Origin of the sequence: Streptosporangium roseum DSM 43021 (assembly GCF_000024865.1) — a bacterium.
Taxonomy (GTDB): domain Bacteria; phylum Actinomycetota; class Actinomycetes; order Streptosporangiales; family Streptosporangiaceae; genus Streptosporangium; species Streptosporangium roseum.
Window position 1 is genome coordinate 6,969,769 of sequence record NC_013595.1, and the last position, 26,075, is coordinate 6,995,843.

At 68.8% G+C, this 26,075-nt stretch carries 31 protein-coding genes and 1 pseudogene; 12 read left to right on the forward strand and 20 right to left on the reverse strand.

Translation table 11 applies throughout. The features are described from left to right. Positions 1–16 precede the first annotated feature (16 nt). From SROS_RS30715 to SROS_RS30735, 5 genes are all read left to right on the forward strand, one after another. Positions 17–1,876, forward strand: a complete 1,860-nt coding sequence (locus SROS_RS30715) for an acyclic terpene utilization AtuA family protein (RefSeq protein WP_012892816.1) — start codon at positions 17–19, stop codon at positions 1,874–1,876. Between the two features lie 220 nt (positions 1,877–2,096). Beyond that, positions 2,097–3,125 (forward strand): phosphotransferase family protein, encoded by a 1,029-nt coding sequence (locus SROS_RS30720; protein WP_012892817.1) that lies wholly within the window; start codon positions 2,097–2,099, stop codon positions 3,123–3,125. 162 nt (positions 3,126–3,287) lie between these two features. Then, positions 3,288–3,494 carry a hypothetical protein gene (locus tag SROS_RS30725; RefSeq protein WP_012892818.1) on the forward strand — a complete coding sequence of 69 codons (207 nt, stop codon included), beginning with the start codon at positions 3,288–3,290 and terminating at the stop codon, positions 3,492–3,494. Positions 3,495–3,575: 81 nt separating this feature from the next. Beyond that, complete coding sequence (locus SROS_RS30730; RefSeq protein WP_245564337.1) at positions 3,576–4,490, forward strand: helix-turn-helix domain-containing protein; 915 nt, start codon at positions 3,576–3,578, stop codon at positions 4,488–4,490. A gap of 67 nt (positions 4,491–4,557) precedes the next feature. Beyond that, on the forward strand, positions 4,558–4,818 hold the full coding sequence (locus SROS_RS30735) for a hypothetical protein (RefSeq protein ID WP_012892820.1): 261 nt from the start codon (positions 4,558–4,560) through the stop codon (positions 4,816–4,818). A gap of 60 nt (positions 4,819–4,878) precedes the next feature. Here the strand turns inward: SROS_RS30735 and SROS_RS30740 are convergent, their stop codons facing one another. Continuing rightward, a complete protein-coding gene (locus SROS_RS30740) occupies positions 4,879–5,511 on the reverse strand; it encodes a TetR/AcrR family transcriptional regulator (protein WP_012892821.1) in 633 nt (210 codons plus the stop codon). A 278-nt stretch (positions 5,512–5,789) separates the two neighbouring features. Between SROS_RS30740 and SROS_RS53290 the strand changes: the two genes are divergently transcribed. Continuing rightward, on the forward strand, positions 5,790–6,560 hold the full coding sequence (locus SROS_RS53290; protein WP_362967194.1) for a DUF4158 domain-containing protein: 771 nt from the start codon (positions 5,790–5,792) through the stop codon (positions 6,558–6,560). Here the strand turns inward: SROS_RS53290 and SROS_RS54565 are convergent. The 7 genes and pseudogenes from SROS_RS54565 to SROS_RS30775 all read right to left on the reverse strand — a co-directional run. Further along, positions 6,542–7,150: pseudogene (locus tag SROS_RS54565) on the reverse strand (permease-like cell division protein FtsX); the annotation flags it as partial. The gene SROS_RS53290 and the pseudogene SROS_RS54565 sit on opposite strands and share 19 nt — an antisense overlap. A gap of 67 nt (positions 7,151–7,217) precedes the next feature. Then, positions 7,218–7,652 carry a site-specific integrase gene (locus SROS_RS30755; RefSeq protein ID WP_043653262.1) on the reverse strand — a complete coding sequence of 145 codons (435 nt, stop codon included), beginning with the start codon at positions 7,650–7,652 and terminating at the stop codon, positions 7,218–7,220. 276 nt (positions 7,653–7,928) lie between these two features. Next, the gene (locus SROS_RS30760) at positions 7,929–8,768 is read right to left on the reverse strand and encodes an SDR family oxidoreductase (protein WP_012892823.1); all 840 of its coding nucleotides are present in this window, start codon (positions 8,766–8,768) and stop codon (positions 7,929–7,931) included. A gap of 77 nt (positions 8,769–8,845) precedes the next feature. Continuing rightward, complete coding sequence (locus SROS_RS48815; RefSeq protein ID WP_086012378.1) at positions 8,846–9,661, reverse strand: CocE/NonD family hydrolase C-terminal non-catalytic domain-containing protein; 816 nt, start codon at positions 9,659–9,661, stop codon at positions 8,846–8,848. Positions 9,662–9,706: 45 nt separating this feature from the next. Then, positions 9,707–10,702, reverse strand: coding sequence for a CocE/NonD family hydrolase (locus SROS_RS48820; protein WP_169369410.1), 996 nt, complete (start codon positions 10,700–10,702; stop codon positions 9,707–9,709). Positions 10,703–10,762: 60 nt separating this feature from the next. Beyond that, the gene (locus SROS_RS30770) at positions 10,763–11,170 is read right to left on the reverse strand and encodes a hypothetical protein (RefSeq protein ID WP_012892824.1); all 408 of its coding nucleotides are present in this window, start codon (positions 11,168–11,170) and stop codon (positions 10,763–10,765) included. Positions 11,171–11,364: 194 nt separating this feature from the next. After that, positions 11,365–11,739: a VOC family protein gene (locus SROS_RS30775; protein ID WP_012892825.1), complete on the reverse strand. Its 375-nt coding sequence runs from the start codon at positions 11,737–11,739 to the stop codon at positions 11,365–11,367. A gap of 256 nt (positions 11,740–11,995) precedes the next feature. Here SROS_RS30775 and SROS_RS30780 point away from each other — a divergent pair, with 256 nt between their 5' ends. Continuing rightward, positions 11,996–12,181: a DUF4158 domain-containing protein gene (locus tag SROS_RS30780; protein WP_043653264.1), complete on the forward strand. Its 186-nt coding sequence runs from the start codon at positions 11,996–11,998 to the stop codon at positions 12,179–12,181. Positions 12,182–12,392: 211 nt separating this feature from the next. On the opposite strand, the gene SROS_RS30785 is transcribed toward SROS_RS30780, so the two are convergent. Continuing rightward, the gene (locus SROS_RS30785) at positions 12,393–13,286 is read right to left on the reverse strand and encodes a LysR family transcriptional regulator (RefSeq protein ID WP_012892826.1); all 894 of its coding nucleotides are present in this window, start codon (positions 13,284–13,286) and stop codon (positions 12,393–12,395) included. A 171-nt stretch (positions 13,287–13,457) separates the two neighbouring features. Beyond that, positions 13,458–14,033, reverse strand: a complete 576-nt coding sequence (locus SROS_RS30790) for a TetR/AcrR family transcriptional regulator (protein ID WP_012892827.1) — start codon at positions 14,031–14,033, stop codon at positions 13,458–13,460. 111 nt (positions 14,034–14,144) lie between these two features. Between SROS_RS30790 and SROS_RS30795 the strand changes: the two genes are divergently transcribed. After that, entirely contained in the window at positions 14,145–14,840 is a 696-nt protein-coding gene (locus SROS_RS30795; RefSeq protein ID WP_012892828.1) for an SDR family oxidoreductase, read from the forward strand. 126 nt (positions 14,841–14,966) lie between these two features. Here SROS_RS30795 and SROS_RS54010 read toward each other — a convergent pair whose 3' ends face one another. From SROS_RS54010 to SROS_RS30825, 8 genes are all read right to left on the reverse strand, one after another. Continuing rightward, complete coding sequence (locus SROS_RS54010) at positions 14,967–15,089, reverse strand: hypothetical protein (RefSeq protein ID WP_012892829.1); 123 nt, start codon at positions 15,087–15,089, stop codon at positions 14,967–14,969. Positions 15,090–15,396: 307 nt separating this feature from the next. Next, positions 15,397–15,567 (reverse strand): hypothetical protein, encoded by a 171-nt coding sequence (locus tag SROS_RS51315; protein ID WP_169369412.1) that lies wholly within the window; start codon positions 15,565–15,567, stop codon positions 15,397–15,399. Positions 15,568–15,896: 329 nt separating this feature from the next. Next, a complete protein-coding gene (locus SROS_RS54015) occupies positions 15,897–17,567 on the reverse strand; it encodes an IPT/TIG domain-containing protein (RefSeq protein ID WP_012892831.1) in 1,671 nt (556 codons plus the stop codon). A gap of 124 nt (positions 17,568–17,691) precedes the next feature. After that, the gene (locus SROS_RS30805; RefSeq protein ID WP_012892832.1) at positions 17,692–18,180 is read right to left on the reverse strand and encodes a CAP family protein; all 489 of its coding nucleotides are present in this window, start codon (positions 18,178–18,180) and stop codon (positions 17,692–17,694) included. 126 nt (positions 18,181–18,306) lie between these two features. Next, positions 18,307–18,606, reverse strand: coding sequence for a DUF3703 domain-containing protein (locus SROS_RS46315; RefSeq protein WP_052317072.1), 300 nt, complete (start codon positions 18,604–18,606; stop codon positions 18,307–18,309). 103 nt (positions 18,607–18,709) lie between these two features. After that, positions 18,710–19,294, reverse strand: coding sequence for a hypothetical protein (locus SROS_RS30815; RefSeq protein ID WP_012892833.1), 585 nt, complete (start codon positions 19,292–19,294; stop codon positions 18,710–18,712). 17 nt (positions 19,295–19,311) lie between these two features. Continuing rightward, positions 19,312–19,968 (reverse strand): C39 family peptidase, encoded by a 657-nt coding sequence (locus tag SROS_RS30820; RefSeq protein ID WP_012892834.1) that lies wholly within the window; start codon positions 19,966–19,968, stop codon positions 19,312–19,314. 684 nt (positions 19,969–20,652) lie between these two features. Next, positions 20,653–20,967: a putative quinol monooxygenase gene (locus SROS_RS30825; RefSeq protein ID WP_012892835.1), complete on the reverse strand. Its 315-nt coding sequence runs from the start codon at positions 20,965–20,967 to the stop codon at positions 20,653–20,655. A gap of 123 nt (positions 20,968–21,090) precedes the next feature. Here SROS_RS30825 and SROS_RS30830 point away from each other — a divergent pair, with 123 nt between their 5' ends. The 3 genes from SROS_RS30830 (at position 21,091) to SROS_RS30840 (ending at position 23,288) form a co-directional block, all read left to right on the forward strand. Beyond that, the gene (locus SROS_RS30830) at positions 21,091–21,765 is read left to right on the forward strand and encodes a TetR/AcrR family transcriptional regulator (protein WP_012892836.1); all 675 of its coding nucleotides are present in this window, start codon (positions 21,091–21,093) and stop codon (positions 21,763–21,765) included. Positions 21,766–22,095: 330 nt separating this feature from the next. Next, positions 22,096–22,374, forward strand: a complete 279-nt coding sequence (locus SROS_RS53305; protein ID WP_043653267.1) for an oligopeptide/dipeptide ABC transporter ATP-binding protein — start codon at positions 22,096–22,098, stop codon at positions 22,372–22,374. An 80-nt stretch (positions 22,375–22,454) separates the two neighbouring features. Further along, entirely contained in the window at positions 22,455–23,288 is an 834-nt protein-coding gene (locus tag SROS_RS30840) for a CPBP family intramembrane glutamic endopeptidase (protein WP_052317073.1), read from the forward strand. Between the two features lie 489 nt (positions 23,289–23,777). Here the strand turns inward: SROS_RS30840 and SROS_RS30845 are convergent, their stop codons facing one another. Further along, positions 23,778–24,572 carry a DUF6461 domain-containing protein gene (locus SROS_RS30845; RefSeq protein ID WP_012892839.1) on the reverse strand — a complete coding sequence of 265 codons (795 nt, stop codon included), beginning with the start codon at positions 24,570–24,572 and terminating at the stop codon, positions 23,778–23,780. Between the two features lie 115 nt (positions 24,573–24,687). On the opposite strand from SROS_RS30845, the gene SROS_RS30850 reads away from it, so the two are divergent. Continuing rightward, positions 24,688–25,335, forward strand: coding sequence for a hypothetical protein (locus SROS_RS30850; protein ID WP_012892840.1), 648 nt, complete (start codon positions 24,688–24,690; stop codon positions 25,333–25,335). Positions 25,336–25,466: 131 nt separating this feature from the next. Here SROS_RS30850 and SROS_RS30855 read toward each other — a convergent pair whose 3' ends face one another. Then, positions 25,467–25,667: a hypothetical protein gene (locus SROS_RS30855; RefSeq protein ID WP_148269252.1), complete on the reverse strand. Its 201-nt coding sequence runs from the start codon at positions 25,665–25,667 to the stop codon at positions 25,467–25,469. Positions 25,668–26,075 lie beyond the last annotated feature (408 nt).

The window sequence follows — 26,075 nt, forward strand, 5'->3', positions numbered from 1 at the left end:
AGCCATAGGAGGCTCGATGCTGCGCATCGCCAACTGCTCCGGCTTCTACGGCGACCGGCTGTCGGCCGCCCGGGAGATGGTCGAGGGCGGTCCGATCGACGTGCTCACCGGCGACTGGCTCGCCGAGCTGACCATGCTGATCCTGGCCGGCAACCGGCTGAAGGGCCGTCCCGGCTACGCGCCGACCTTCCTGCGGCAGCTTGAGCAGGTCCTGGGGACGTGCCTGGACCGGGGCATCAGGATCGTGTCCAACGCGGGCGGCCTGGATCCCGCGGGGTGCGCCGGCGCGGTGACCGAGCTGGCCGGCCGCCTCGGGCTGCCGGTGAAGGTCGCGCACGTCACCGGGGACGACCTGTCCGGGCACGACCTGGGCGGCGCGCCGAACCTGGACACCGGGGAGCGGCTGCCCGCCGCCCCGCTGACCGCCAACGCCTACCTGGGGGGCCGGCCGATCGCCGCCGCGCTGTCCGCCGGGGCGGATGTGGTGGTGACCGGCCGGGTCACGGACGCCGCGCTGGTCACCGGGCCGGGGATCTGGCGGTACGGCTGGCGGCCCGGCGACCACGACGCGCTGGCCGGGTCGGTGGTGGCCGGGCACGTCATCGAGTGCGGCTGCCAGGCGACCGGCGGGAACTACGCGTTCTTCGGCGAGGTGCCCGACCTGGCGCACTGCGGGTTCCCGCTGGTGGAGCTGGAGTCCGACGGATCGAGTGTGGTCACCAAGCATCCCGGGACCGGAGGGCTCGTCTCGGTGGGCACGGTCACGGCGCAGCTGCTGTACGAGATCGCCTCACCGCGTTACCCGGGCCCCGACGTGGTGGCGCGGTTCGACACGATCCGCCTGGAGCAGCAGGGCCCGGACCGGGTCCGGATCTCGGGGGTTCGCGGCGAGGCCCCGCCGGACACGCTCAAGGTCGCGATCAACTACGTCGGCGGTTACCGCAACACCATGACCATGGTCCTGACCGGTCTGGAGATCGAGGCCAAGGCCCGGCTGGCGCAGGAGGCCATCTGGTCCCGCGTCCCCAGGGAGTCCTTCGACCGGGTCGACGTCGAGCTGACCCCCCTGGCCGCCACCGCCCCGCCGCCTGACGCCGCGCCGGCCACCGGCACCGCCCTGCTCCGCGTCACCGTGATGGACGCCGACCGGAAGAAGGCGGGACGCGCCTTCTCCTCCGCCGTGGTGGAGACGGGGCTGGCCAGCTATCCCGGCTTCTACGGCCTCACCCCGCCCGGCGACGCCTCCCCCTATGGCGTCTACTGGCCCACCCTCGTCCCGGCGGAGACCGTCCGGGCGCGCGTCTGGCTCGACGGCCGTGAGCTCGACGGCCCGGAAGCCGCCGGCCCGGAGCCCGGGGAGCGCGAGCCCGGCGGCCTGAAGCCCGGCGGGGGGACGCCCGGGGAGCGGGCACCCGACGGCGGCGATCCTGACGGCGGAGCGCACCCGGCCTCCCTGGCGGCTTCCGCCACGTCACCGCCCCCGGTGCAGGCGCCGGAGCGGCCGGGGGCGGGCCCGACCGGCCTGGAGCCCGAGGCCGGTGAGCGGACCGTGCGGACCGCGCTGGGCGCGATCATGGGCGCCCGCTCCGGGGACAAGGGCGGGAACGCCAACCTGGGCGTCTGGGTCCGCACGGCCGAGCAGTTCGCGTGGCTGTCGGGCCACCTGACGGCCGAGCGGCTCAGGGAACTCCTCCCGGCCACGGCCGGCCTGGAGATCGACCGCTTCGACCTCCCCAACCTCCACGCGCTCAACTTCGTCGTCCACGGCCTCCTCGGGCGGGGGGTGGCCGCCAGCCCCCGCCTCGACGCCCAGGCCAAGGCCCTCGGCGAGGAGCTCCGCGCCAGGCACGCGGACATCCCCCGCTCCCTGCTGTGACCGTTCCGTACGGCCGGGCGGGCTGGGGAGGCCCCGGCGCGCCACGGGTTCCGGCCGGCACCGGTCGCCCCTCGACGGCGCCACCGGGCCCGCGGACGCGGAAGCCCCCTTCGACGGGCACGCCGAAGGGGCCGGTAGCGACGGCGGGCGGGCTATTGACCCCCGTGGGGGGAGCTCGTAGATTCACATCAACAGAACATCATTCGGTTAGGGCGGGCGCATGACCTCCACGCACATCGACGTCAACGCGATCGACTTCGACGCGCTGGGGATGTGGATGGACGGCCTCGGGCTGCCGGACGGGCCGTTCGAGCGCGTCGAGCCGGTGACCGGCGGGACGCAGAACATCATGGTCCGCTTCGAGCGGGGCGGCTCGGCCTACGTCCTGCGCAGGCCGCCGCTGCACCCGCGGGCCAGAAGCAACGAGGTGCTCCGGCGGGAGGCCCGGGTGCTCGCGGCGCTCAGGGACACCCCGGTCGCGGCGCCCCGCCTCGTCGCGGCCTGCACGGACGAGACAGTCATGGGGGGCGCGGTCTTCTACCTGATGGAGCCGGTCCGGGGGTTCAACGCCACCCTGGGGCTGCCCGAACCGCACGCCGGCGATCCCGCGATCCGCCATCGGATGGGACTTGAGGCGGCCTGCGCGCTGGCCGAGCTCGGCAGGGTGGACCACCACGCCCTCGACGGCCTCGGACGGCCCGAGGGGTTCCTGGAGCGGCAGGTGCCCCGGTGGATGAGCGAGCTGGACGGCTACGCGGCGCTCGACGGCTATCCGGGGCCCGAGATCCCCGGCCTGGCCGAGACGGCCGGCTGGCTGGAGCGGAACAGGCCGCGGAGCTTCTCCCCCGGCGTCATGCACGGGGACTACCACCTGGCCAACCTGATGTTCGCCCACGACGGGCCGAGGGTGGCCGCGATCGTGGACTGGGAGATGTGCACGGTCGGGGATCCGCTGCTGGACCTCGGGTGGCTGCTGGCCACCTGGCCGGACCCGGACGGCGGAGGCATGATCGCCGGCCATGTCCCCGGGCTGCCCGCCGTCGGGGAGATCGTCGACTGCTACACGGCCCTGTCCGACCGGGACGTGTCGGCCATCGACTGGTACGCGGTGCTGGCCTGTTTCAAGCTCGGCATCGTCCTGGAGGGCACCCATGCCCGGGCGTGCGCGGGCATGGCCCCCAAGGACATCGGAGACCTGCTCCACGCGACCACGCTGAGCCTGTTCGCCCGCGCCCGGAGCTTCATGTGAGGACGCGCCGCAGGAGCCTCGCCGCCGTGCCGGTTCCCCCGCCGCCCACTACCGGATGGGCGAAATATGCATAATTTGGCGATTGAAACCCCCATACAACCTTCCGAACTCTAGGATTGCCCGCAATTGCATCATGAGGCTGGCTCGGGGAAGGAATCAGTCATGCGTTTGCGGTTTCTTGGCTCCACTTCGGAGGCGGGCGCCTGCCCGTCCCTCTATGAGACCGACCACGGCACCATTGTCGTCCAGGGGCTCCACGTCACCGACGCCGAGGCCCTGGGCGACCTCCGCCACGTCCTGGACGGCGAGAGCGCGGTGGAGGTCCCCAGAGAGCTTCTCGTGGACATCGCCCGCCGGGTGCTTCTGTAAATATTGATCACGATTGGGGAGACCTCTATGGCATGACCCGCCGCCCGGGGCTAGCCTCATGCGAACCATGCGGGAGGTCGCGTGAGCGAGCGGGCCCGCGAGCACGACGGCGCCGGCGCTCACATGTCCGGCAAAGGAGATCGGGTGAGCGGGTTCCAGCAGGTCAGGGCCGACCTGGGCGTGCAGCTCAAGCAGCTGCGGGAGGCGGCCCACCTGTCCGGCAAGGAGCTGGCCGAGCGGCTGAGGTGGCAGGCCTCGAAGGTCTCCCGGATCGAGAACGCCCGCCAGACCGCCACCGAGGACGACATCACCCAGTGGGGGCAGGCCGTCCAGGCCGCCCCCGAGATCGTCGAGGAGCTGATCGAGCAGGCGTCCAGCCTGCTGGAGCGGCAGGACTCCTGGCGGCAGCGGCACCGCAGCGGGCTGGCCGCGCTCCAGGAGGACATCCGCGACCTGGAGATGCGGACCGCCCTGTTCCGGGTGTTCGAGCCGGGGGTGGTCATCGGCCTGCTGCAGACCACCGAGTACGCCCGGAGCATCTTCACCCGGATCAAACGCCTCTACAACGCGCCCGACGAGATCGACGCCGCCATCCGGGTGCGCATGCAGCGCCAGGAGATCCTCTACGACCAGACCAAGAAGTTCCGGTTCGTCCTGCCCGAGGCCGTGCTCCGCTACCGCCTGGCCCCGCTGGACGTGATGCGCGGCCAGCTCGACCGGCTGCTCGCGGTGACCGCGCTGCCGAACGTGGAGTTCGGCGTGGTCCCCTTCGAGGCCCCCCTCCCCTCCGCCCTGCTCAACGGCTTCTGGATCTATGACAGCGACCAGGTCGCGGTGCCGACGAGGACCCGGGACCTGATCCTGCGCGACCCGGACGACGTCGCCTTCTACGAGCGGGCGTTCGAGGAGTTCTACGAGATCGCGGCCTTCCGGGAGGCCGCCAGAGCGGTGATCGTCCGGGTGCTGGAGGACTTCGAGCGACAATCAGCGGATTAATCCCCGCAATTGCTTGATTAACCTCCCAAGATCGTGCAATTCTCTGTCGAGACGGAGGTGACACACGATGCTGGACACGCTGTCTTGTCTGGAGAGGTTCGCCGCTGCCACGCGGCAGCACGCGGACCTGTCCGTGCAGAGGATGTCGTTCGGGGACCCTGCTTATGTGTGCGTCCGCAACCGCTTCAGCAACACGCTCGTCGAGACCGTGACGTGCTCCCAGGACGGGGGCTTCATCACCTCGTGGGGCTACCGGCTGGGCAGCACCGACAACATCGAGGACGCCGCCGCGCGGCTGGCCTTCCTGCTCGCGGCACTGCCCGCCTGAGCTCCCGGCCTCCCTGCCGTCGCCGCCGGAGCCCGCCGATCCGCGGGCGGGGCGGGTGACTCAGGCGGGGAAGACTCCGGGGTCGAGGCCGACCTCACGGGCGGCGGCGACCCGGGCGTGGTGCAGGAGCCTGCCGCGCGACATGTTGCCGGCGTGCAGGGTGTAGCGGACCACCAGGCCGTCGAGCATGCCGTCGATCCGCTCGGCCGCCCCCTGCGGGTCGTCGCAGACGAACTCGCCTCCGCTCACGCCTCCCGCGATCACCTCGGCGAGGATCTCGATCCACGCCCCCTCCAGCTCCAGCAGGATGGTCCTGACGTGCGCCTCGCGCACCCCGACGGCCCAGGCGTCGAGCCAGAGGATCCAGCTCTGGTCGGACCGGGAGGCCGGGATGTAGAAGCGCAGGACGCGATCCAGCCGCTCGACGGCGGTGCCCGGCTCCGCGGCGATCTCCTTCAGCCGCTGGACCTCCGACTCGCTGGTGCTGCGGAGCATCTCGGTGATGAGATCGTCCTTGGTGGCGAAGTGATAGTGGATCAGGCCGCCGCTCACGTTGGTCGCCTTGGCGATGTCGGCGACGCGGGTGCTGGCCAGCCCCCGTTCGAGCACGACCCGCCTGGTGGCTTCGAGCAGCTCCGCACGGCGCTGGTCGGCCTGGTCTGCGCGGCTGCCGCGCGCCCCTCCGCTTTGCACGGCGCAAGACTACAGCCGTGAGACCGCGCCGGTGCGGCCCGGCGACCTTCGGATACGGCCCACTCACCATCCGGTGAACATGTCGCTCCCGCCGGGCGTCCTCCCCGCCGCCGACTCGCTGGGGGTCCCAGTAGCAATCAAGAAATTTCCAACGAAGTAGTGTCTGACCTGCGGTAACGGGAGGAGTTGACCGCCTGTGGCGGGTTGATGATCACTGTCTCTACGTTCGTCCCGGTTTTGTCCGGTACGGCACGTGGAGTGGTGCGTTGTCAGAGAAGATGTTCTCCGAGGAGCAGTTGGAGCAGCTGCGCTCGTTCCCGGAGATCAGCGTGGATGAGTTGATCCGATATTTCACGCCGACGTCGGCTGACGTGGCGTTCGTCGATCCAGGGAAAGGTCGGGGCCCGGTCGACCGGCTGGGCATGCTGGTCCAGCTGTGTACGCTGCCGAGGCTGGGGTTCGTGCCCGACGATGTGGGCTCGGCGCCGCCGGCGGCCGTGGGCCGGGTCGCGGAGCGGCTGGGCGTGGCGCCGGCGGCGCTGCGGCTGTACGGCAAGCGCGATCAGACCCGCTCGGATCATCTGGGCCTGATCGCCAAGTATCTGGAGTGGCAGAGCGCCCCGGCGGGCAGCCAGGCGATGAAGGAGCTGGAGCAGTTCCTGCTGGACCGGGCGATGGAGCATGATTCGCCGACGCTGCTGTTCAACCTGGCGCGCGAGTATCTGATGGCGGCCAAGGTGATCCGGCCCGGCGTGCTCATCTTGGCCAAGATGGTCGGCACCGCCCGAAAGGCGGCCGCCGATCTGACCTCTCAGCTGGTGGGGCACCTGCTGACGGCAGAGCTCCGCGCCGATCTGGAGCGGATGCTGGTGGTGGATGCGGGGCTGGGGATGACCCGACTGGAGTGGCTGGTGACCCCGGCCCGGGACGCGTCGGCGGGGCAGCAGGCGGCATCACCTTGGGCCGGCCACACCGCCAAGACGCCGGGCATCGGCTTGATGGTGGGGGTGATTGCACGGGCGAGGGCCGGATCGGGGAACTTGACATAGAAAGAATCCGGAAAGGTCTCGGTCGACCTGTGGTCCGAAGCGGAGAGCTTCGCGATTTTCAGGGCGTGGCCGGAGTCCTGGAAGTAAATCGTCTCCACTCCGAGCAGGTCCCGCAGCCGGGTTACGACAGCCGCCTTCTCCTCCTCGGTGACCACCCTCGTCTCGGTGACCACCCTCGTCTCGGTGACCACCCTCGTCGCTCCCGCGCGCTTGCTCTGCCGGCACGCGGGTGCGTTCCGGGAGAAGAGGTCTTGCCCGCATAGGGAGATCTGGGCCTCGGCCTTGCCTGCCCAGAAGTTCACCCCCGATCGGAAGACCATGGAGACTCTCTGCGCCGATTTCATCTTTTCGGCTATGGCGGGGAAGCCTTCAGCGCGCCGGAGTACGCCATGCAGGACGTCGCCGAAGGAGGAGGGGTCCTGCGCCCGTTTGGTGTCCCCGCTCCGTTCGTAGCTTCTGCGCAGCTGGTCGGCCACCTCCTGGCCGCTTCGCACCTTGACCGAGGTCACCTGGGGCATCGCCCGAAGCATGGCCTCGGTCTCCTGCCGTTGCTCAACGGTCGCCGCGGGCAGGGTGCCGCACCCGCACATGACCACCTCGAACTCAAGTGACGGCGAGAGCGCGATATCCGGTGGAGGCTGAGGCAGCTGGGAACGCTCATACAGGTACCAGCCGCCGGCGCCGGCCAGGCTGACCACTGTCAGTGACGTGATCAGCAGCCTGGTCGACCTTGCCGCCCTTGCGGCGAAACAGGATCACCGTGTGCCCTGCGTCGATGGCCACCGAGCCGACGGTGAGGGAGACCAGCTCGCTGACGCGGACCGCGCACACGCTGAGCAGCGCCACGGCGGCGGCGTCGGCCGGGTGGGCGGCGGCGCGCGCGGTGCCGGTGGCGATGGTGTCGCGGTAGTGCGTCAGGTGATCCTCGGTCACGGCCGGCAGCTGCACGTCCGGGGCCTCGGCCGCCAGCCAGCGGACGAACGCGGCGACGTCGGCCAGGCGGGCGCGCCGGGTGGTGACGGCCTTGCCCGCCTTCAGCCACGCGGCCACCGCCGACCACTCGGCGTGCGGGAGCGCGTCCACGTCGTCCACGTCGGCGCCTGGACCATCCCCGGCCGCCCCCGACCGACCCGGGCCGGAAGCGGCCTGCGCCGCCCCGAGGAGAGGGCCATGCCGCGGCCACGGCGCGACAACACGATCTTCAGTATTTCCACTGCCACCGCGATCCCGTTAACCCCGACATTCGCGCTACGCCTGGCCACCGAGCCGACCACAATCCGACACCGTTACCCCTCCCGGCACGCCGCACGGTTCGGCGTGCCTTGAGCGCGTCGGCGAAACATCCGCCCAGGCCGGACCGCATCAAGGTCAGCCGGCGCTCCCGGGGGCGGGTACGGCGTGCTCGGCGGCCCGGCTGACCTCCTCCCAGCCCGCCCACTCCTTCATCCGCCGGCGCGAGATGTCGAAGGCCAGGTCGTACACCATGCTCCCGAGCAGCAACCGCAGCGGCGGCTCCGGGCTGTCGACCAGCTTCAGCATCGCCTCGGCGGCCAACCTCGGATCGCTGTCGATCGACCCCTCGGCCCACTGCTCGGCCAGCTCGGCACGGAGTGGGTCGTACGGCTCCGCCGGAGCGGTCGAGGTCATGCTGGTGTACAGATCGGTCCAGTAGCCGCCCGGCTGGACGATGGTGACCTTGACCCCGAAGGCCGCCGCCTCCATCGCCAGCGCCTCACTCATGCCCTCCAGTGCGAACTTGCTCGCGCTGTACAACCCCGTGCTCGGGAAGCCGCCCAGGCCACCGATGCTGGAAATCTGGACGATGTGCCCAGCCCCCTGCTCGCGCATCCGTCCCAGGGCCGCCTGGCTGACCCACAGCGCGCCGAAGAAGTTGACCTCCAGCTGGGCGCGGGCTTCGGCCTCGGTGAACTCCTCCACCATGCCCGAGGACATGGTCCCGGCGTTGTTCACCACGATGTCGAGGCGCCCGAAGCGCTCGACCGCGGTGGATACCGCGGCGAACACGGCGTCCCGGTCGGTCACGTCGACGGCCAAGGGCAGCACGCGGTCGCCGTAGACGTCGTGGAAGTCGCCGCGCACGACGCTTCGGGAGACGGCGACGACCTGGTCACCGCGCTCCAGCGCGGCCTCGGCGTAGGCGCGGCCCAGACCGCGGCTGGCACCGGTGATGAACCAGGTGGTTTGCATATGCGGATACTCCTGAACTAGTAGGGGACAAGACGAACCGCCTTGTCCTGCATGAGTGAAGGGAAACCGGCTCGCTGTCAGCCGGAGATCACCAGCGGCAGCGCGATCGAGGTGCCGGCCAGGTCGACGGCAACCCTGGCCCCGGTGGCGGTTTCGCCCTCGCCGAGGACGGCCTGGTCCAGGTCGGCGTTGGTTCCGGTCAGCACCAGCCCCAGCCGGTGCCCCGCCTTGAACTCGTAGTCCTGCGGCAACATCTCCCAGGTGATCTGGTACGGCCGGCCCGGGGCCAAAGGCGCCGGACGGCTCAGCGACCTGCGATTCTGCGCGTCGATGATGCCACGGGAGACCACCTGGAAGCCGGAGGTGATCGTGTTGTCCCCGGCCCTGAGGTAACAGCCGTCGTCGTCGGCCGTGCCCTCGCCGACGCAGTCGTGTCCGTCGATGAGCTTGAGACCCTGCCCCTGGGCGGGGTCGACGCCGTGGATGCGGGTGTCGGTGCCGTAGTCGACGAGCAGGACGCCCAGGTTGGCGGCGGGCTTGTCGAGCTTGACCTTGAGGCTTACCGTCGGCGTCCCGGACAACCTCGCCGCCCCCTTCAGCGGTGGCGTCAGGTAGGCCAGCCGGTTCGGGTTGGCGGTGGCGGGGTTCTCGGCCATCGCGAGTTCGGCCTGCTTGGTGTCGAGGAAGCTGCCGTCGCCCTTGGAGGGGCCGCGGAGCAGCGAGCCGTCCTGTCGCGGTCTCAGGGTCACCGTACGCGTCGGCGCCGGCCAGTCGGCCTGGGTGATCCAGCGGTCCGGGCCGAGCTGCACGTCGGCGCGCGGCCGGCGCATGATGTCGTTGGCCACGCCCATCAGCTCGTGGTCGAACCACTTGTGCAGGGTGTCGACCCACACGTCGCGCCGCGCCCAGAACGGGTCCAGGTGACCGTACTGCGTGACCTACACCTTGCGCTCGACGCGGCGGGGCAGCGCGGCCCACCACTGGGAGAACTGGTTGCCCATCACGTTGCGGTCGTGCATGCCCACCACCGGGAAGACGCTGGCGCGCACGTTGCGCGCACTCGAGATCGGCCCGTCGCGGTAGTCGAGCTCGTCCCAGTAGGCGTTGTAGTCGCCGGTGGTGTCGTCCGAGCCGGTGGTCATCCGCTGGTGCACCGCCGCGCACTTCTCGGGCGGATCGGCGTCGACCCGCTTGGCCAGCCACGCCTGCCCGCCCTTGAAGTCCGTGAGGGTGCCGTTCGCCCGCCACATGTCGTACCAACTGCTCGGCGCGGCGAGCGGCACGATCGTTTCCAGCCCGGCCACCCCGGTGCCTGCCACCCCGATGGCCAACGCGCCCTCGTAGGAGTGACCGATCATGCCGGTGCGGCCGGTGGTCCAGGTGGCCTTCACCGGGTCGCCGTTGTCGTCGTAGGCGGGTGCGCGGCCGTTCAGCCAGTCGATGACCGCTTTGCCGCCGAGCACGTCGGACGGGCCGCCTCCGGTCGGGCAGCCTTCCGACAGCCGGGTGCCGACCATGTCGACCGACACGAACGCGTAGCCGCGGGGCACGAAGTAGTTGTCATAGAACAGCGGAAACTTCGTCAGATTGCCGTTCGCATCGTATTTTTTGTGATCCAGCTGGAAGCCGACACCGGGGTTGTCGAAGTACGGGCTCTGATGCATGATCACTGGGACCTTGAGCCCGGAGCCGGACTCCTTCGGCCGGATGACGTCCACCCGGACCAGGTCTTTCTTGCCGTCGCCGTCACTGTCGAGCGGCGACTGCACCCGGACGTGCTCGCGGATGGCGTCGGTGTAGGAGAAGACGGGCTGGGTGAGTCCGCCGGAGACTTCGATCTTCGGCTCGGCGGAGGCGGCGGGAGCGCCTGCGACCGCGGTCACTGCCGCGAGGGGGAGTGCGGCGAGCGAGGCTCGCCATGGGTGGACAGACATGGACATCCTTGGTTGTTGTTCGTAGTCGGCCGGCTGTGGTCGCGCTGGGCGACCGGCTCGTCAGGCGGCGTCGAGAGCTGCGGTGATCTTGCGGGTCATCTCGGCCGCGGTCGGGCTGGGCTCGCCCCGGTGGGAGCGGGCCGCGGCGTCGACGGCGACCAGGACGGTGTGGCGGAACTCTCCGGCCACGGCCGGGTCCTGCTGGGTGAGCAGGGTCATGGAGGCGGTCAGGGCGGGCAGCACGTGGTCGGCCATCGCGGCCACCGTCTTGCCCTCCAGGTGGACGCCCGGCTTCTTCTCGGCGAGCACGTGCCCGACCGGCCCGGTCGCGCTGTACAGGGCGAGCGAGCCGGCGGTGGCGGCTTTGTGCGGCGAGCCGGCGGCGTCGGCGGACGCCAGCAGCGTGACGGCGCCGTAGGCGGCGGTGCGGAGGGTGATCTTGTCCTGGGTGGTGAGGGTGAGGGACATGGTGGTGAGCTCCTGGGGATCAGTTGCGAAGTTCGATGGGTGACGATCGCTGGCCGCCTTGAGGCGGTACCGTCGCCGCTCTGACGCGGCCGCTGACACCAGCCGGCGCGCCTGTCAGTGCGCGGTGCGACGGGGACGGGCCGCTGCTCGGCCGCAGCAGCGGCGTGTGCTCCCGGCAGAGCCGGTGGGGTGGATCAGGCGCCGCTCGGCGGGATCCATTCGGTCAGCTCGACGACGATGCCGTTGGGGTCGGTCAGGCGCATCAGCCGCTCGCCCCACGGGCTGCGCCACAGCCGCGTGGTGACGGGCGCGCCCTCGGCGCTCAGGCGCGCGGACTCCTTGACCAGGTCGGTGACCGCGAACGCCACCACCGGCTGGGCGATCCGCTCGGGCGGCCGTTCGAGGTCGCGCTGGTGCAGCATGATGTCGACGGCCGCGTCATCGCGGTTCAGCCAGACGAGATCCGGCGTGTCGAGCATCTCGCGGAAACCGAGGTGGGTGGTGAAGAAGTGGCGGGACCTCGGCAGATCGTCGATGGTGAAGACGACTTTTGAGCCAACAATGTTCATGAATCTGCTCGTATGTGGTTGTATGCCACGTTTTCCCTCCCATGTGCTGATTCGTCCTGGATCAAGACTGCCGGTACGGCTCACTGTCGGCAATGCGGGATCCCGCAACGCCGCGTTAACCACAGACTTAACGGGGTTTTTGTAGCAAACGGCGGAAATCCAACAGATCTACGTCTGACCTGCGACTTCTCGCCTTCCACGCTTCTTATTGATCATCTCCGCTACGGCCCGTCACGACCTAGGTGATCTGTGGCGCGTGGAGTGGTTGATGTCGCCGGGGTTGGTGCCGGATGAGCAGTTGGAGCGACTTCGGTCGCTCCCAGACATCGGGCGTGAGGAGTTGATCAAGTACTTCACGCTGACGTCGCGCGAGCACGCGTTCTTGGATGCGCCGGGTTGGGGACCGGAAGCGCGCTTGGGGCTGGCCGGACAACTGCGCTGATCGGCATCATCAAGGAGGCGATCCTGCGCACCGGCTGCCTGGTCGAGGCGACCGAGGGCACCGGCACCGGCCACATGAGTGCCGAGGTGCTCGCACCGGTCACCCCTGCCGGTGATCAGCTGAAATGGGCCGCGGCTCTGCCCAAGGTGGCGCTGCACCTGATGACGTCCGGACCGCCCGACGCTTCCGGGTTCACCGTGTTGTTCGGCGATCAGCTCTGTTGCGCGAGTGGGCCGAGGTCGCGGGCGACCTCGGCCAGGGCCCGGATGAGCTCGTTCTCCGTCTCGCTGCGCCACACCAGCGCGTACGGCAGCGGCCCCATGTCGGTGACCGGCAGGTAGGTGATGTCCGGCCGTATCCAGTAGCGGGTCATGTGGGCGGGGAAGAGCACGACGATCTCGGCCATGCTGGCCAGGGTGATGGCGCCTTCGGTGTCCTGCACCAGCGGGCCACGCTCGATCGTGCGGCCGCGGCGGGTCTCGCGTGGAATGGCGGCGTTGTACCAGTAGTCGGGCCGGGTGTCGGACTGCGGGTGCTGGAAGTCGGCGGCGATCTCCAGGGAGACCGACGTGCGGCGGGTGAGCTCGTGGCCGGTGGAGACGGCCAGCACCCGGGGGTCGGCGAACAGGACCGGTCCCACAATGAGGTCGGGCTCGTCGATGGGCAGCCAGGCGATCAGGACGTCGATGTCCCCGCGGCGCAGCGTGGCGAAGGCGTCGCTGAACTGGATTTTCTGGATGCGTAGCTTCCACTGCGGGTGCCGCAGGCGGAAGGCGTCCCAGTAGGGGCGTAGGTCGTAGGCGTTGGCGGGCAGCATGCCGACGCGCAGAACGCCGGTGATGCCCTGGCCGACGAGCTGGGCGCGTTCCATGCTGTCCTTCAGCCCGGCGTAAAGAGGCCGGAGGTCGTCGCGCAGCTGCTGCCCGACCGGCGACAGCCGTACGGTGTGGCTGTTGCGCTCGAACAACGGCGCGCCGATCTGCCGCTCCTGCTTCTGAATCGCCTGGGAGATGCGGGCGGGTGATACGTGCAGCCGGGCGGCGGTGCGACCGAAGTGCAGTTCCTCGGCCAGGGTCAGGAAGATCTCGATGTCGCGCAGTTCCATGCCTGGCCTGCTCCGCCTACTCCCACTGAAGGTGATCTTTCAGGATTCGTCGTTTTCCGGGTGTTCACCGTACTGGATTCTCGAAACACACAAATCAGAACATTCGCACCACAAGTGCAAATCGGCGTGGTGTCACAAGATGCCTCGGCGACCCATCTACGGGGTGGCCGCCTACGGGGCGGACGGGTTGCCGGTGTCGGCTAATACCGCGCGCGCGGTGGCGAGGATGTCTTCGGACAGCGGGCTGCCTGTGGTGGCGCGGGCGAGGACGAGGGCGCCGATCATGGTGCACAGCCGGGCGATGCCGTCCTGGTCTCCGGTGGCGAGCCAGGCGGCGGTGTCGCCGACCTGCTCGGTGAAGACGCGGCGGGCCTCGGTGTCGCCGTGACCGCGGGCGATGTCGACGGCAAGCCCGGCGACAGGGCAGCCGTCCCCGGCGTTGTCGCGGTGCCCGGTTGAGAGGTAGGCATCGATGAACGCCTGCTGGGCGGCGTCATGGTCCCCGGCGTGCCGTTCGAGTGCGGTGGCGCGCAGGCGGGCGTTTTCATCGAAGGCGTGCGCGGTCGCCTCGCCGATGAGCGCTTCCTTGGAGGCGAACTGCTTGTAGAACCCGCCGTGGGTCAGCCCGGCCGCTTTCATCAGGTCGGCGACGCTGACCTCGGTGCCCTGTTCGCGGAAGAGCCGGGACGCCGTGTCGACGACACGCTCGCGGTTCTGCTGCGCCTGCGCCTGTGATCTGCGACCCATTTGCTGCCCCTTGTTGGATGTTGGACATCATCTATCCTGTGCTCCTGCTATAGATTATAGCCATAATCTATTTCGAGGCCCAAGGCCGGGCCCACACCCAAGGAGGCAGACATGGAACTGAACGGCGCGATCGCGGTCATCACCGGCGCGAACCGGGGTCTGGGACGTCACCTGGCGACTCAGCTGCTGGAGCGCGGAGCATCGGTCTATGCGGCAGTACGCCGCCCTGACGAGCTGGACCTGCCAGGCACCACTCCGCTCCGGCTCGACGTCACCGACCACGAATCAATCCGGGCCGCCGCTCAGATCGCCACCAACGCGAACCTTCTGATCAACAACGCCGGGATCTCCACCGGCACGCCGCTGATCGCCGGCAACATCGACACGGTGCGCCGGGAACTGGAGACGAACTTCTACGGCCCCCTTGCCGTCACACGGGCGTTCGCGCCGGTCATCGAGGCCAACGGCGGCGGCGCGATCCTGAACATCCTGTCGGTGATCTCGTGGATGCACCCGGCACGGGCCGGGGCGTACGCGGCAGCCAAGGCCGCCGCATGGGCCCTGACCAACGCAGCCCGCGAGGAACTCCAGCCCCGAGGAATCAGCGTCTCGGCGCTCCACGTCGGCTTCATGGACACCGACATGACCGCCGGGATGCCCGGCGTCCCGAAGGCCGACCCCGCCGACGTCGCCGCCCAGGCACTCGACGGTCTCGCCGAGAGCCAGCCGGAAATCCTGGCCGACGATCTCACCCGCCAGGTCCGCCAGGGCCTGGCACAGGGCCCCGTTCCGGCTCGCCTCGCCTAACCAACGGCGCGACCGCACCGACCAGAACAGATAGGAGTGTGCGTCATTAACCAGTCACAGATCCATCACCAGATGGCCCGAACGGGTCTGCGCCCCGTTGCCCGTAGGGCGCCAACACCGCCGGGCTCACGCCCAGGCGATCTGCCCGGAATAGGGCGCGTGCCGTCCACACCAGGCGCAGGAACGGCCCAGCAACTGCTCGTAGACGCGCACGTAGGCCGAGACGTCGGGCTCCGGCTCGGTGGGCATCGCGACCCTTTTCGTCCCGGACGTATCGGGCACAGGGTGCCGGATGCCTTAGCACTGTCCGTGAGCTTCTGTTTACGTTCCGCTACGCATTGTCATGAAATGACGATGCCTTAGCACTGCTGGTTGATCTTGCTTCTGACTTGATGCTGGTTGACGTACTGGTGATCTTCCTGTCTCGTTCTGCTGTTCTGTCTGGTCGTCTGCGCCTTCTCGGGTGTCTGCTCTGTTTCGTGTAGTTGTCGTGGTTGTCTTCTGCTGCTTGATCTTCTGTTGTTCTGCGGCGGCCAGCTCGGCTCGAACCAGTCCTCTACGCGCGCCAGTCCGCCGGCACGGGCGTCAGCCTCTCCTGCGCCACGGTCAGCGCGGTCGAGGTGACGTAGGCGCCGACGCTCGGTCCCTCGCGCTTGGCGGCCGCGCTCAGCGTGGTGAACTCTTCCTCGGCCAGGCGCAACGGTCCGACCCGGCGCGGCCGCGGCACCCCGTCGGCAGTACGCCGTCCTTCGCCTCGTCCTGGCATCGGCAACCGCCCTTTCCGTGATGATCACCCTCGATCACGATCCTGCCCGCGCCCTCTACGGAAAGCGCGGAATCGGCGTTGTTGGTCATGCGGTCCGGGCGATCGGACCGCACGACCGTTCCTTGTAAGGCGTTGCCACCCTGAGCGCGCGCATGGGGCCAGTTGTCGCTGGTCAGATCGCCCTGACCATAGGTCGTGGCGGTCCCTCGCTTGCGGTGCGGCCGGGGCTTGGTGAGTCCCGGCCGCTGTGCTGTGGTCGTTGGTGGGTCAGGTGGTCCGCTGGGGGTTGGTCAGCAGGTGGCGAGGATGATGGAGATGACGTGGCAGGTCTTGGTGGCGGTGTCGTTGGCGGTGTTGGGGTCGGTGGGGGCGCTGGTGGCGCGGACGCCGGTGACCGTCACGTGGCCGAGGGAGAGCAGGTGGAGAGGGACGCGAAAGGTCTTGCCGGTGCTGGCTCCGTTGGCGATGGTGCCGTAGGTGCAGGTCACGGTGGTGGCGGCGGCGGTGCAGCCGGCCGGGAGGTTGGTGGCGGTCGCGCCGGGCGGGAGGGTGGCGGTGAGGGTGGCCGAGGTGACGGCGTCGGGGCCGGTGTTGTGGGCGGTGAGGGTGTAGGACAGGTAGGGGACGAGGATGCCGAGGTGCGGCTGGGCGGTCAGGTCGACGTCGATGTCGGCTTCGGGTTCGGGGAGGTAGGTGTACTGGTCGGCGTTGCCGGTGGCGCTGGTGCCGGCCTGGGTGGTGACCGTGACGTGCACGGTGCCTGGGGTGTGGGCCGGGGCGGTCGCGGTGACGGTGGTGGCGTTGACCACGGTCACGTTGGTGGCCGGGGTGCCGCCGAACTTCACCGCGCTGGTGCTGTAAAGGTGGCTGCCGGTGATCGTGACGGTGTTGCCGCCGGCGGCGGGTCCGCTGCTGGGGCTGAGGCCGGTCACGATGGGCCGGGCAGGTGAGACGTCGACGTTGTACGGGGTGTCGCCGACGCCGATGGTGGCGGTGACGGCGTTGGTGGTCAGGTCGATGACCGAGACGTCGTCGGTGGCGGTGTTGGTGACGTAGGCGGTGCCGTCGGCGGGGTTGACGCGGATGCCCGCGGGCTGGGTTCCCACCGGGATGGTGGTGGTGACGGCGCTGGTGGCGGTGTCGATGACCGCGACGGCGTTGGCGCTGGCGGTGGTCACGTAGAGGTGGGCGCCGTCCGGGCTGATCGACACGTCCTGCGGACCGGAGGCGACGGGGACAGTGCCCGTGATCGTGTTGGTGGCCAGATCGATGACGGAGACGTTGTTGCTGTTGTAGTTGGCCGTGTAGGCGTGTGTCCCGTCGGGGCTGATCACCACGCCGGCCGGGGTCTGGGCGCTGGGACTGGTGATGGTCGCGGTGACGGTGTTGGTAGCGGTGTCGATGACCGAGACCGTGCTGCCGACGAAACCGGCGACGATCGCCTTGCCGCCGTCGGGGGTCACCGCGATGTCGAAGGGCTGGCCGGTGACGGTGACGGTCGCGGTGACCGTGTGGGTGGCGGTGTCGATGACTCTGACTCCCTGGGCTCCTCCGCCGAGGCTGACGCCCACGTAGGCGTGCGCGCCGTCCGGCGCGAACGCCACGGGGTTGGGGAACTGGGAGGCCGGGATGGTCGCCGACACCGTGTTCGTGGCGGCGTCGATCACCGAGATGTTGTTGGAACCCTGGTTGGTGACGTAGACCTCGGCTCCGTCCGGGGAGACGGCCACCCCGGACGGGAAAGTGCCGACCGGAACGGTCGCGCTCACCGTGCCGGTCGTGGCGTCGATGACCGAGACCGAGTTGCCTCGCAGGTTCGTGACGTAGGCCGTGGCGCCAGGTGCCGCGGCGTGCGCGGGAGTGGACAGTGCCGTCAGGCCGGTGGCGGCCAGGGCGAACGCGGCGACCAGAGCGGTGAGACGTTTGCGCGGTCCGCGGCGGGGACGGGTGGTGGGGGGCAAGGGGAGAGCTCCTCTCGGCTTGCGTACCGCCTCCGGTGGGCTTCGATCGGGCCCATGACAACCGTGGGCGGTGCGGTCGATCCTGAACGTGCGAGGCCGCCGGCGCGATGCAGGCGAGGGCCGGTTACTCGGGCAGCACGTTCTGCGCGAAGGCGCCTTGGAGGTTGCCGCGCGGCTCGAAGACGAACACGACGTAGGTCTCGAAGAACTCGCCGCCCTGCCCGGCGGCGCGGGCGATGCCGACCTTGGTGCTGGCCTTCCACACCAGCTGGGTGAAGTGGCCGGCCTCCGGAGAGAACTTGGCCGCGGCGAAGTCGTAGGCGGCGATCTCCTCGTACCAGCTGTTGACCGCTACCGATCCGGGCAGCGCCTCCGAACCACCGCCCCAGAAGATGTTCTCGCCGGTCTGCGCGCGCAGGCCGTCGTGCCCGGCCTCCAGCCCTTCCTGCTCGGACCGGGATGTCGCCCGCTCCTGGGCGTAGGCGCTGAGCGCGGCATCCAGGACCAGCGGCGGCGCGTGGTGCCTGGCCCGCAGGGCGTTGGCTTCGGCGAGCGCCTCGGCCTGGAATTCGGGAGTGGTGGCGTCGGGCAGAGCGGGACGCGTTCCGGCCATGAGAGATCCTTGTCCGACCTGGAGGGGTCCCTGCCGGATGCTGTTCGCCGCATCCCCGTACCCGGCGGGAGGCGGCTGGGTGCCGCTTACCGCTCATCTTCCGTTATTTGCCGACATGCACCAGACCTACACGCTGTCCGGAAGCGGACACTCGGCGTAGTGGCCAGGGTGCGCCGCGGAGCAGGCACCATCGCCGAACACCAGGTGTCGGTAGGGCCGCCGCCACTGGCCGCCACTGGCGAGCCGGAAGTGCCCAGTTGCCGGATAGCGGCCCAGCGCCGATCCGGGCGCCGCGACGATGGTCCGCACCACCTGGCCGATCGCTTCACGCCGGTCGCGCCGGCGTACCGCGAGGGCGAACATGGCCAGGTGGTTGGGGGTGTGCGGCCAGGGCCAGGGCTGGGAAACGATGTGCGCCGGCACCACGGCCTTGGGAGCGGGGGCGATGAAGTCACCCCCGCATCCCCGAGCAACTCACGCCGGCCGGCGATCTTTTGCGATCACCTCCAGGAAGGGTGAGCGGATGGCGTTAGGCCGACTCCCGGACGGGGGGCTGGCGGGCTCTGTAGTCCTGGGCACGGGCGGTGAGTTCTCGGAAGAACACCGGTGGTGGTGTGACCTGACCCTCGCGCCCGATCGGGGAGGGTGCCAGCGGTATGAGCAGGTCGGTGTTGGATGAGTGCAACCACAGCGCCATCTGGTAGAGCTCGGGGATCCGCAGGAGTCGGAGGTCGAACCCGGCCAGTTGAAGCTGCGGCAGGGCTCGTGCGGCTTTGACCGCGGTCGCGGTGGCTCCAACGGATGAGCCTCTGTAGAACGTTGGCGGGAAGGTGCGTTCCGGCGTTTCGGAGACTTCGGCGCCGGCGAGCACCTTGCCGCCGGACTCCAACAGGAATCGCCAGCCCACCGGCTGCGCCTTTCCCAGGCCGCCGCCGGCCTCGATGTCTCGCACGAGCAGTGCGAACACCCGGTGTGGGGTGGACACCTCCACGTCATCCGGGGCGATCTCGCCAAGCAGTTTCGGGCCGTCCCCGCTGGCTCTGGCGATTCGGCCGAGATGGGAGCGCGTTTCGTCGCGAATCCGTCCCGGCGGTTCAGGCATGTTCAACGGCATTGCAAAGCTCCCTGAGGCTAGTTGCGCCGAGTCTTGAAGGTCCTGTTCCAGGTGCCGTTCTGGCCGCCCGGGTAACCGCCGAAGAGCGTCTCCCATGCGACCCACATGATGGGAGCGTCCTCCATGCCCTCATATACCCCGCCCGTGTCCTCCCACGGGTCATGCACCCATACGTGCACCAGTTCACCGGTCTCCGGGCGGTAGCTGTACCCCCAGATGTTGACGACGTGGCCGGACAGGCCGCCACCCCAGCCGATGTTCATGATGATCGGGCGTCCGGCGTCTATCTCCGCCTTGACCTCGTTCTTCGTCAGCTCAGTGAGCCTTCTGACCCCCACCCATCTGCCGTCCATCCACGTCTGGTCGACGCGATGCCTGTCGCCTTCGGCGACCGGGACCTGAATCCCGGCTTGCTGCAGCGGCCCAGCATCCGGCCACCAACCCTGGTTGCAGTCCCCGCGTAACTCGTCACCCGGGCAGCAGCGGAACGGTCGCTGGTCAGCGAGCCGGGAGTCGTCCCTGTTGAGGACTGCGGCGGCGAATCCGCACTGGGTCCAAACCTGCGCGTTGGCGTAGAAGTTCGCGACGCTGATCGTCGTCGCGTTCCAACACCAGAATGTTTGTTCCTGGTATTGAATGCTGCGCCAGTATGTCGAGCCGAGGCTCTTGATCATGACGCTCTCGTCTGGTTGTGACACGCGACGTCATCCCTTCGCTACGCCGGTTACGTCGTCGCCGTCTTCGTGTTGATGATTCAACGGCATCCTTTGGCCAGAGCTTTTATCGGACAGCCGAGAATGTAAATGGGCAGATTTGCCGGAGTGGAGCCGAGAAACTCGAACCTCTGAGACCAACTGGGGATACCGGCAAGGCGGCTGTCACCAGCCGTCATTTGGGTGCTGACGTGCGCAGTCAGTGAGTACGGTGACGGGGTGCCAGAACCTCGGTGACCTTGGCGATGGCGTGCGTTCGTGGTGCGTTCCATACGGAACGTGTCCAGATCCGGCCAACCTCGCATCCGTCGAGGCCGGGGCCCTTGCCAGGGGGCGGGTGCGGCCGGATGATCAGACGGGCGAGAGGGGCGTTGAGCAAGGTGAGGTCTCCCCTCCCCGGTCGGCTCCCCGCTCCCGAAGATGTCCCCAGCCGCCGGGTAGGTCTTGATGTGTTCCCCCCGTTGTCCGAGGAGGCAGCGACGGCGCGCTCTCACCGCCATGGCGACGAATCACATCGCCACCACGCCCCCCACACCCAGACCCACGCCCTGGTGGCCAAGCGGCTGAGGAGGGGCGCGCATCGGGCGGCGTGGTGCGATGTGACCGCCCGTCGTGAACATGTTCGCGGCAGGCGGCCTGGCCGGCTCAGGAGGGGTCGGCGGGCAGAGCGGAGTACGGGTGGACCGGAATCCGCATCGGAGGCTCGGCCAGGAGGCCGATGATCTCGTCTCGGAGTTCGTCAGCCAGAGGGCCGTTCTCGTAGGCGTCTTTGACCTCCTCGGACCTGAACACCTCGAAGTTCCAGAGCACGTCCGGGTCTTCGTCTTCGCGAGCCATGATGAACCGGTCGGAGGACCCCGACTTCTTCATGCCGGCGGTGGCCAATTCGAACAGCTGGTCGCCCAGTCCGGGCTTGGCACGCATCTTGATGATGTACGCGGGCTGGTCCTGGAGTGCCATGCCATCTCCGATCTCTTCCGTGTACGCCGTTCGGTGGGTACCTGGCCCGGCCTTCGGCGCATCTCGCTTGGAACGTTGTTCCAATAGCATGGAACAACGTTCCATCCGTGTCAAAATGGACGTATGACGACAAAAAAGCCGCGGACAGCGCGGCGCGGGGACGCGCTGTCGAAGGAACGCATCGTCCGTGCCGCGGTCGAGACCCTCGATGAGGGCGGGGAGGACGCGCTGACCTTCCGGGTGCTGGCGAATCGTCTGTCGACCGGGCCTGGAGCGATCTACCACCACGTCGCCGGCAAGGACGAGCTCCTGCGCGCCGCCACCGACGAGGTCATCGCTCACGTGACGACCGGAGCGGTCACCGGTGACGAGCCAGGTGAGGCGATCCGCGCCATCATGCTCGGCGTGTTCGATGCGATCCACGCCCGCCCGTGGGTCGGTGCGCAGCTGTCTCGCGAACCGTGGCAGACGGCGATGCTGCAGATCTTCGAGAGCGCGGGCGGTCAGCTCGCAGCCCTCGGCGTTCCCGAACACGCGCAGTTCGACGCCGCCTCCGCGCTCGTGAACTACGTTCTCGGCATCGCAGGACAGTCCGCTGCAGGCGCCCGCGCCCTGCCACGAGAGACGGACCAGTCCGCGTTCCTTGAAACCATCGCCGCTCAGTGGACGACACAGCACGACGCCGCGAAGTATCCGTTCGTGCATCAGGTCGTGGCACAGCTGGCCGAGCACGACGACCGCAAGCAATTCCTCGCAGGCATCGACCTTATCCTCGCCGGGATCTCGACCATCCGTTAGCGGCCGTACACGGCGACTTCAGCTCGGCGCGGCGTAGAGCTTGGCCATGGCGCCGAAGCCGGTGAGGTGCCCTCCGCTCCCGGCGGGAACCGACCCTCCTGTCAGCTCCTCCGACTCCCACTCCCGACGCACCCCAACCCGCCCTCCACCCGACCGTCTCCGACACGAACACGATCAAGCAGAAACCCCATCCAACCAGGGGCGACGGTAAGAAATGCACCACACGGCCCAAACGGGGAGCATCGCCGCAGGTCACGACAGGTAACTGCGATACCGCCGAGAGCGGGTTCCCAATCGGGCTGGTTCGTCGAGTCGGGACCCGTCGAAGAGGTGCTGAAGGCGCCCAAGCACCCCCACACGCAGGCGCTGCTGTCGGTGCTGCCCGAGTCGCCCGAGCGGGTGGTGCTGACCGGCGAGCCGCCCGACCCGACGCGCATCCCCGGCGGCTGCCGCTTCCACGCCCGCTGCCAGGTACCGGCGTCGGGCAAGGCGGCATCGGAGGGGGCGGACGGCAGGTGCAGCTCGGAGCTGCTCCAGGTGCCGCCTGCCGTACCGGAGGCACAGGCCGCCTGCTATTTCGCGAAAAGATCGGTCCCGACCTCGGCCTGATCGCGTCAACACAAGGGATGACGTCCGGCTGGTTCCACGGCAGGAGGAAACGGGCCTGAGCCGGAACAATCATGAAACACATGTCGAGAACCGGCCTCTTGACGGGGGCGGGCCTGGCGGTGTTCGTCCTGGCCTACACGTCACTGATCCTCACCGGCAACACCGTGATCCGCCTGTCGGCCGATCCCGGCGCCACCGGCGTCTCCCTGTGGGCGGCGCTGCTGCCGCAGCTGGCCGCGGTGCTCCTCGCCATGCTCGTCGCGCCGCGCGCGGCCTTACCCCAGCCGCTGTCCGGCCTGCCGCGGCCGAGGCTGGTCAAGGAGACCTGGCTGCTGCTCGCGGCGGCGGTCGCCTTCCCCATCGCGGTGGCGCTCGTCGGCCGGGGGCTGCTCTACCCCGTCGTCAAGATCACGATCCTGGTGGTCGTACCGCTGGTCGGGTTCAGGCTGATCAGAGGGGACGGCCCCGCCGCCAGATCCATCCCCAGGCCGGTGACGTGGCCGGCCCCGCTGCCCGCCGTCGTCGCGTGGTTCCTGCTGGCGGAGGTCAGCCCGCTGTCGCCGCCTCTCACCCAGCAACTGCCCGATCCCGTCACGCTCGCCATCGGCTCGCTGATCACCCTGCTGACGGCGAGCGTGCTGGAGGAGTTCTTCTACCGGGCTTGGCTGCAGACAAGACTGGAGGCCTTGTACGGCAGATGGCCCGCGATCCTCGCCTCCGCGCTGCTGTTCTCCGCGATGCACGTCAGCCACATCGACCCCGAGGCCATCGGCGTCGGCATCGCCTCCGTCGTGGCGGCGCAGGGGATGTTCGGCCTGATGCAGGGCTACCTGTGGGGGCGCTACCGCAACATCTGGGTGATCATCCTCATCCACACCATCGTCAACCTGGTCTACGTGGACATGTTGATCTGACGCTTGAGCATGATGGGAGCAGCGTCGACTTGCCTGCTCCATTGATGCCGACGAGGCCGATGACGTCGCCTGGGGCGCCCCTAGAAGGGGTGCTCCCTGTTTAGGGGGTCGAGAAGCAATGGAGCGGTCAATGGCATTAGCGATGCGTCGGGTGCGGCTTACCGCCACTCGCCGTTCCGATCCGGGAAGTGGCCGCAATTTCATCGGACGCCCCCTGGGGGCCCGGTAGCAATGAAGAAATTTCCAACGGATATGCCGCTGACCTGAGTCGACGTGAAGACCCGGGCAAGGTCGGCGGCATCTTCGGCTCGGCTCACCGCATCTACCAACCGGCGCACCAGTCCTGCGACGCCCTCATATCAGAGCAGGTCAGGGGCATATCCGTTGGATTTTCCGCGATTACTACCGGACCCCCGGAGGGGCTCTGTGGCGAGGTGAGGGCATCGCTGCATCATCACCGCTTCTGGCCCGTTTCGAGGCTGAGGTGGGTCAGAAATAGGCGCCGGGTATGGCGGCGCCGAGAATGGGGCGGTGAAGGTGTTGTGGAGTGATCATGACGCCGGTGATGCGGGTGGCGAGTGTCAGGGCCGCCGGGATGGAGTTGTCGACGGAGTCGCCGGCGGCCGGATCGATGCCCAGCTCATGGAGGTGACGATTGAGCCGGTCGGGATCCGCACCCTGCCTGTCTATGGGAAACCTCGGGTTGATGCCGGTGATGAGCCGGCCGTCGACGGCATAGGCGACGTGGTGCTGGGCGTAGTCGTGCCGCTGCACTGTCACCACCTCCCCGCCGTCGCGAGACAGGTCGGACAGAGCCTGCCACTGCGCGCGCCAGCCGCAGTCCTCGATCGAGATGGTCCAATCCCCGATTCGCCTCACAGTGATGACCTCTGGCCCTTCCGGCAGAGAGTGGTCCTCGTCTGTGATCAGCCGAATGTCCTCGTCCGCGGCACCGAGTCGGCGGAGCACCTCGTGCTCGTCGAGCCCGCGGACGAAAGCGATCGTGTAGATGTCCCCGAGTCGGCTGTCCCCCTGCCACTCGTAATCCTCCGGCGACGCGCCGGGGGTTCTCGCGGTGGCGTGGACCATCTCGAACTTTCTTGCCTGCTCGTAGACCTCGGGATGGGCGGCGAGGAAGGCATCGATGATCTCCGGCGCGACCCGGCCACGCTCGCTGACGGAGTAGCCCTTCGCCTTCGCCCATGCGCGCATGCGGAGGGAGGTGTCACGGGAGAGCCCCTCGCGGTAGGTGACGCGGAGGGGGGTGAAGTCGGCATCGGACATGATCAGAAACTTACCGAACCATCAACGCCAGGCGTCGAGGGCGCGGGCCAACTGTCATCTTCGATCTCTCACTATCAAGTCAACTGTCAAGATCCGCGCCAAACTGTCAGGTTCGATGAGTCCAGACAACCGCCTGACCAGCCCTATTAGCCCTTTCCGGCTTACTTGGTCTGCCCCCCACGAGGGCCGGGCCTGGATCGCGCTCGGCTATGCCTCCTGGGGCCAGTACGCGGCCGCCGAGTTCGGGATCGGCCGCGCCCACGCGTACCGGCGGATCGACATCGCCACCACCGCCGACCGGCTGCTGTCGATTGCCGCCACCGCGACCGGGCTGTCTCCCACGGGAGACAGCATCGCCCTGTCCGGCCGCGCGCTGCTCGACGTCCAAGACCAGGTCGAGCAGGTCGCCGCGGTGCTGGCCCACCTGGCCGCACAGGCCCAACGCGACGGCCGCGAGCTGGCCGAGGCTGACGTGGCCGAGCTGCTGCGTCGCGCGATCTCGCACGTCCGCACCCCGCCCCGACCACGGGCCGGCGATCCTCGGGTGCGTCAGGGCAGGGCCATGGTGGAGGAGCTGTACGCGGTGGCCGCCGAGGTCGGGCGGATGTGCCTGGAGATCGCCCCGGCGTACCTGCCGGAGGCCGATGCCTCCGACGTCCTGGCCCTCTTCGCCGACGAGATCTGCACGGACCTGGCCACGGTGCTGGCCTACCGCCGCTACGCCATCACCAGCGACCGGCGCTGCCTGGCCGGCACCCTGTGACCTACTCTGCCCTTCGCCGTAAATCGGAGTTATCCACTAACTTGCACCGGGAAACGGACACGAAAAGCGATACGTCCGGGACGTTATACGGGCGCCGCCTTCCCCGGCGAACGGGGCAACAGGCCGCGCTCTCAGCGCCTGCGCTTACGCCGGTCGGCGTCGCGCTGCAGGTAGTCCACGCCACCCGGGTAGGCCGCGCCGAGGTCGACCAGCGCATCGAGCATCGCGTTGTAGAGCTTGGCGTGGTGCCAGTGCTGGCGGCCGAGCTCGCCTTCGCGCAGCTGAGCGGCGAGCTCGGCCAGAATGCCTCTCCCATCCTGTGGATCTGTCACATCGGACAGGAAGGTAGCGAGCACCCCCGACAATCCGTTGCGATGCGGGCACGGATCGTTATCGTTCCTCAAAAAACCGTCAGAACTGCGGTTGCCATCAATGGGTGCAGATGGGACGAGGCCCGCGCCCATGGCGCATAAATCGGTCAGTCGGCCAGGCAGGCGGACCAGGTCGATTCGCCGTAGACGGAGCGGCTCCAGGCGTCGCGGTCCCACCCGGTCACCATCCGGCCGGCCGGCGCCTTCACGGCGGCGGCCGCGACGGCCTGGTCGCGGGCCGTGATGCGGGGGCGGTGGTAACGGCGCAGGAAACAACGGATATGCAGGTCAGCGGCCCGTCTTCCAGGCTGTGCTCAAAGGCCCTTACGGGGGCTCCGACCTGCATATCCGTCGAAAATTTCCCCAGTA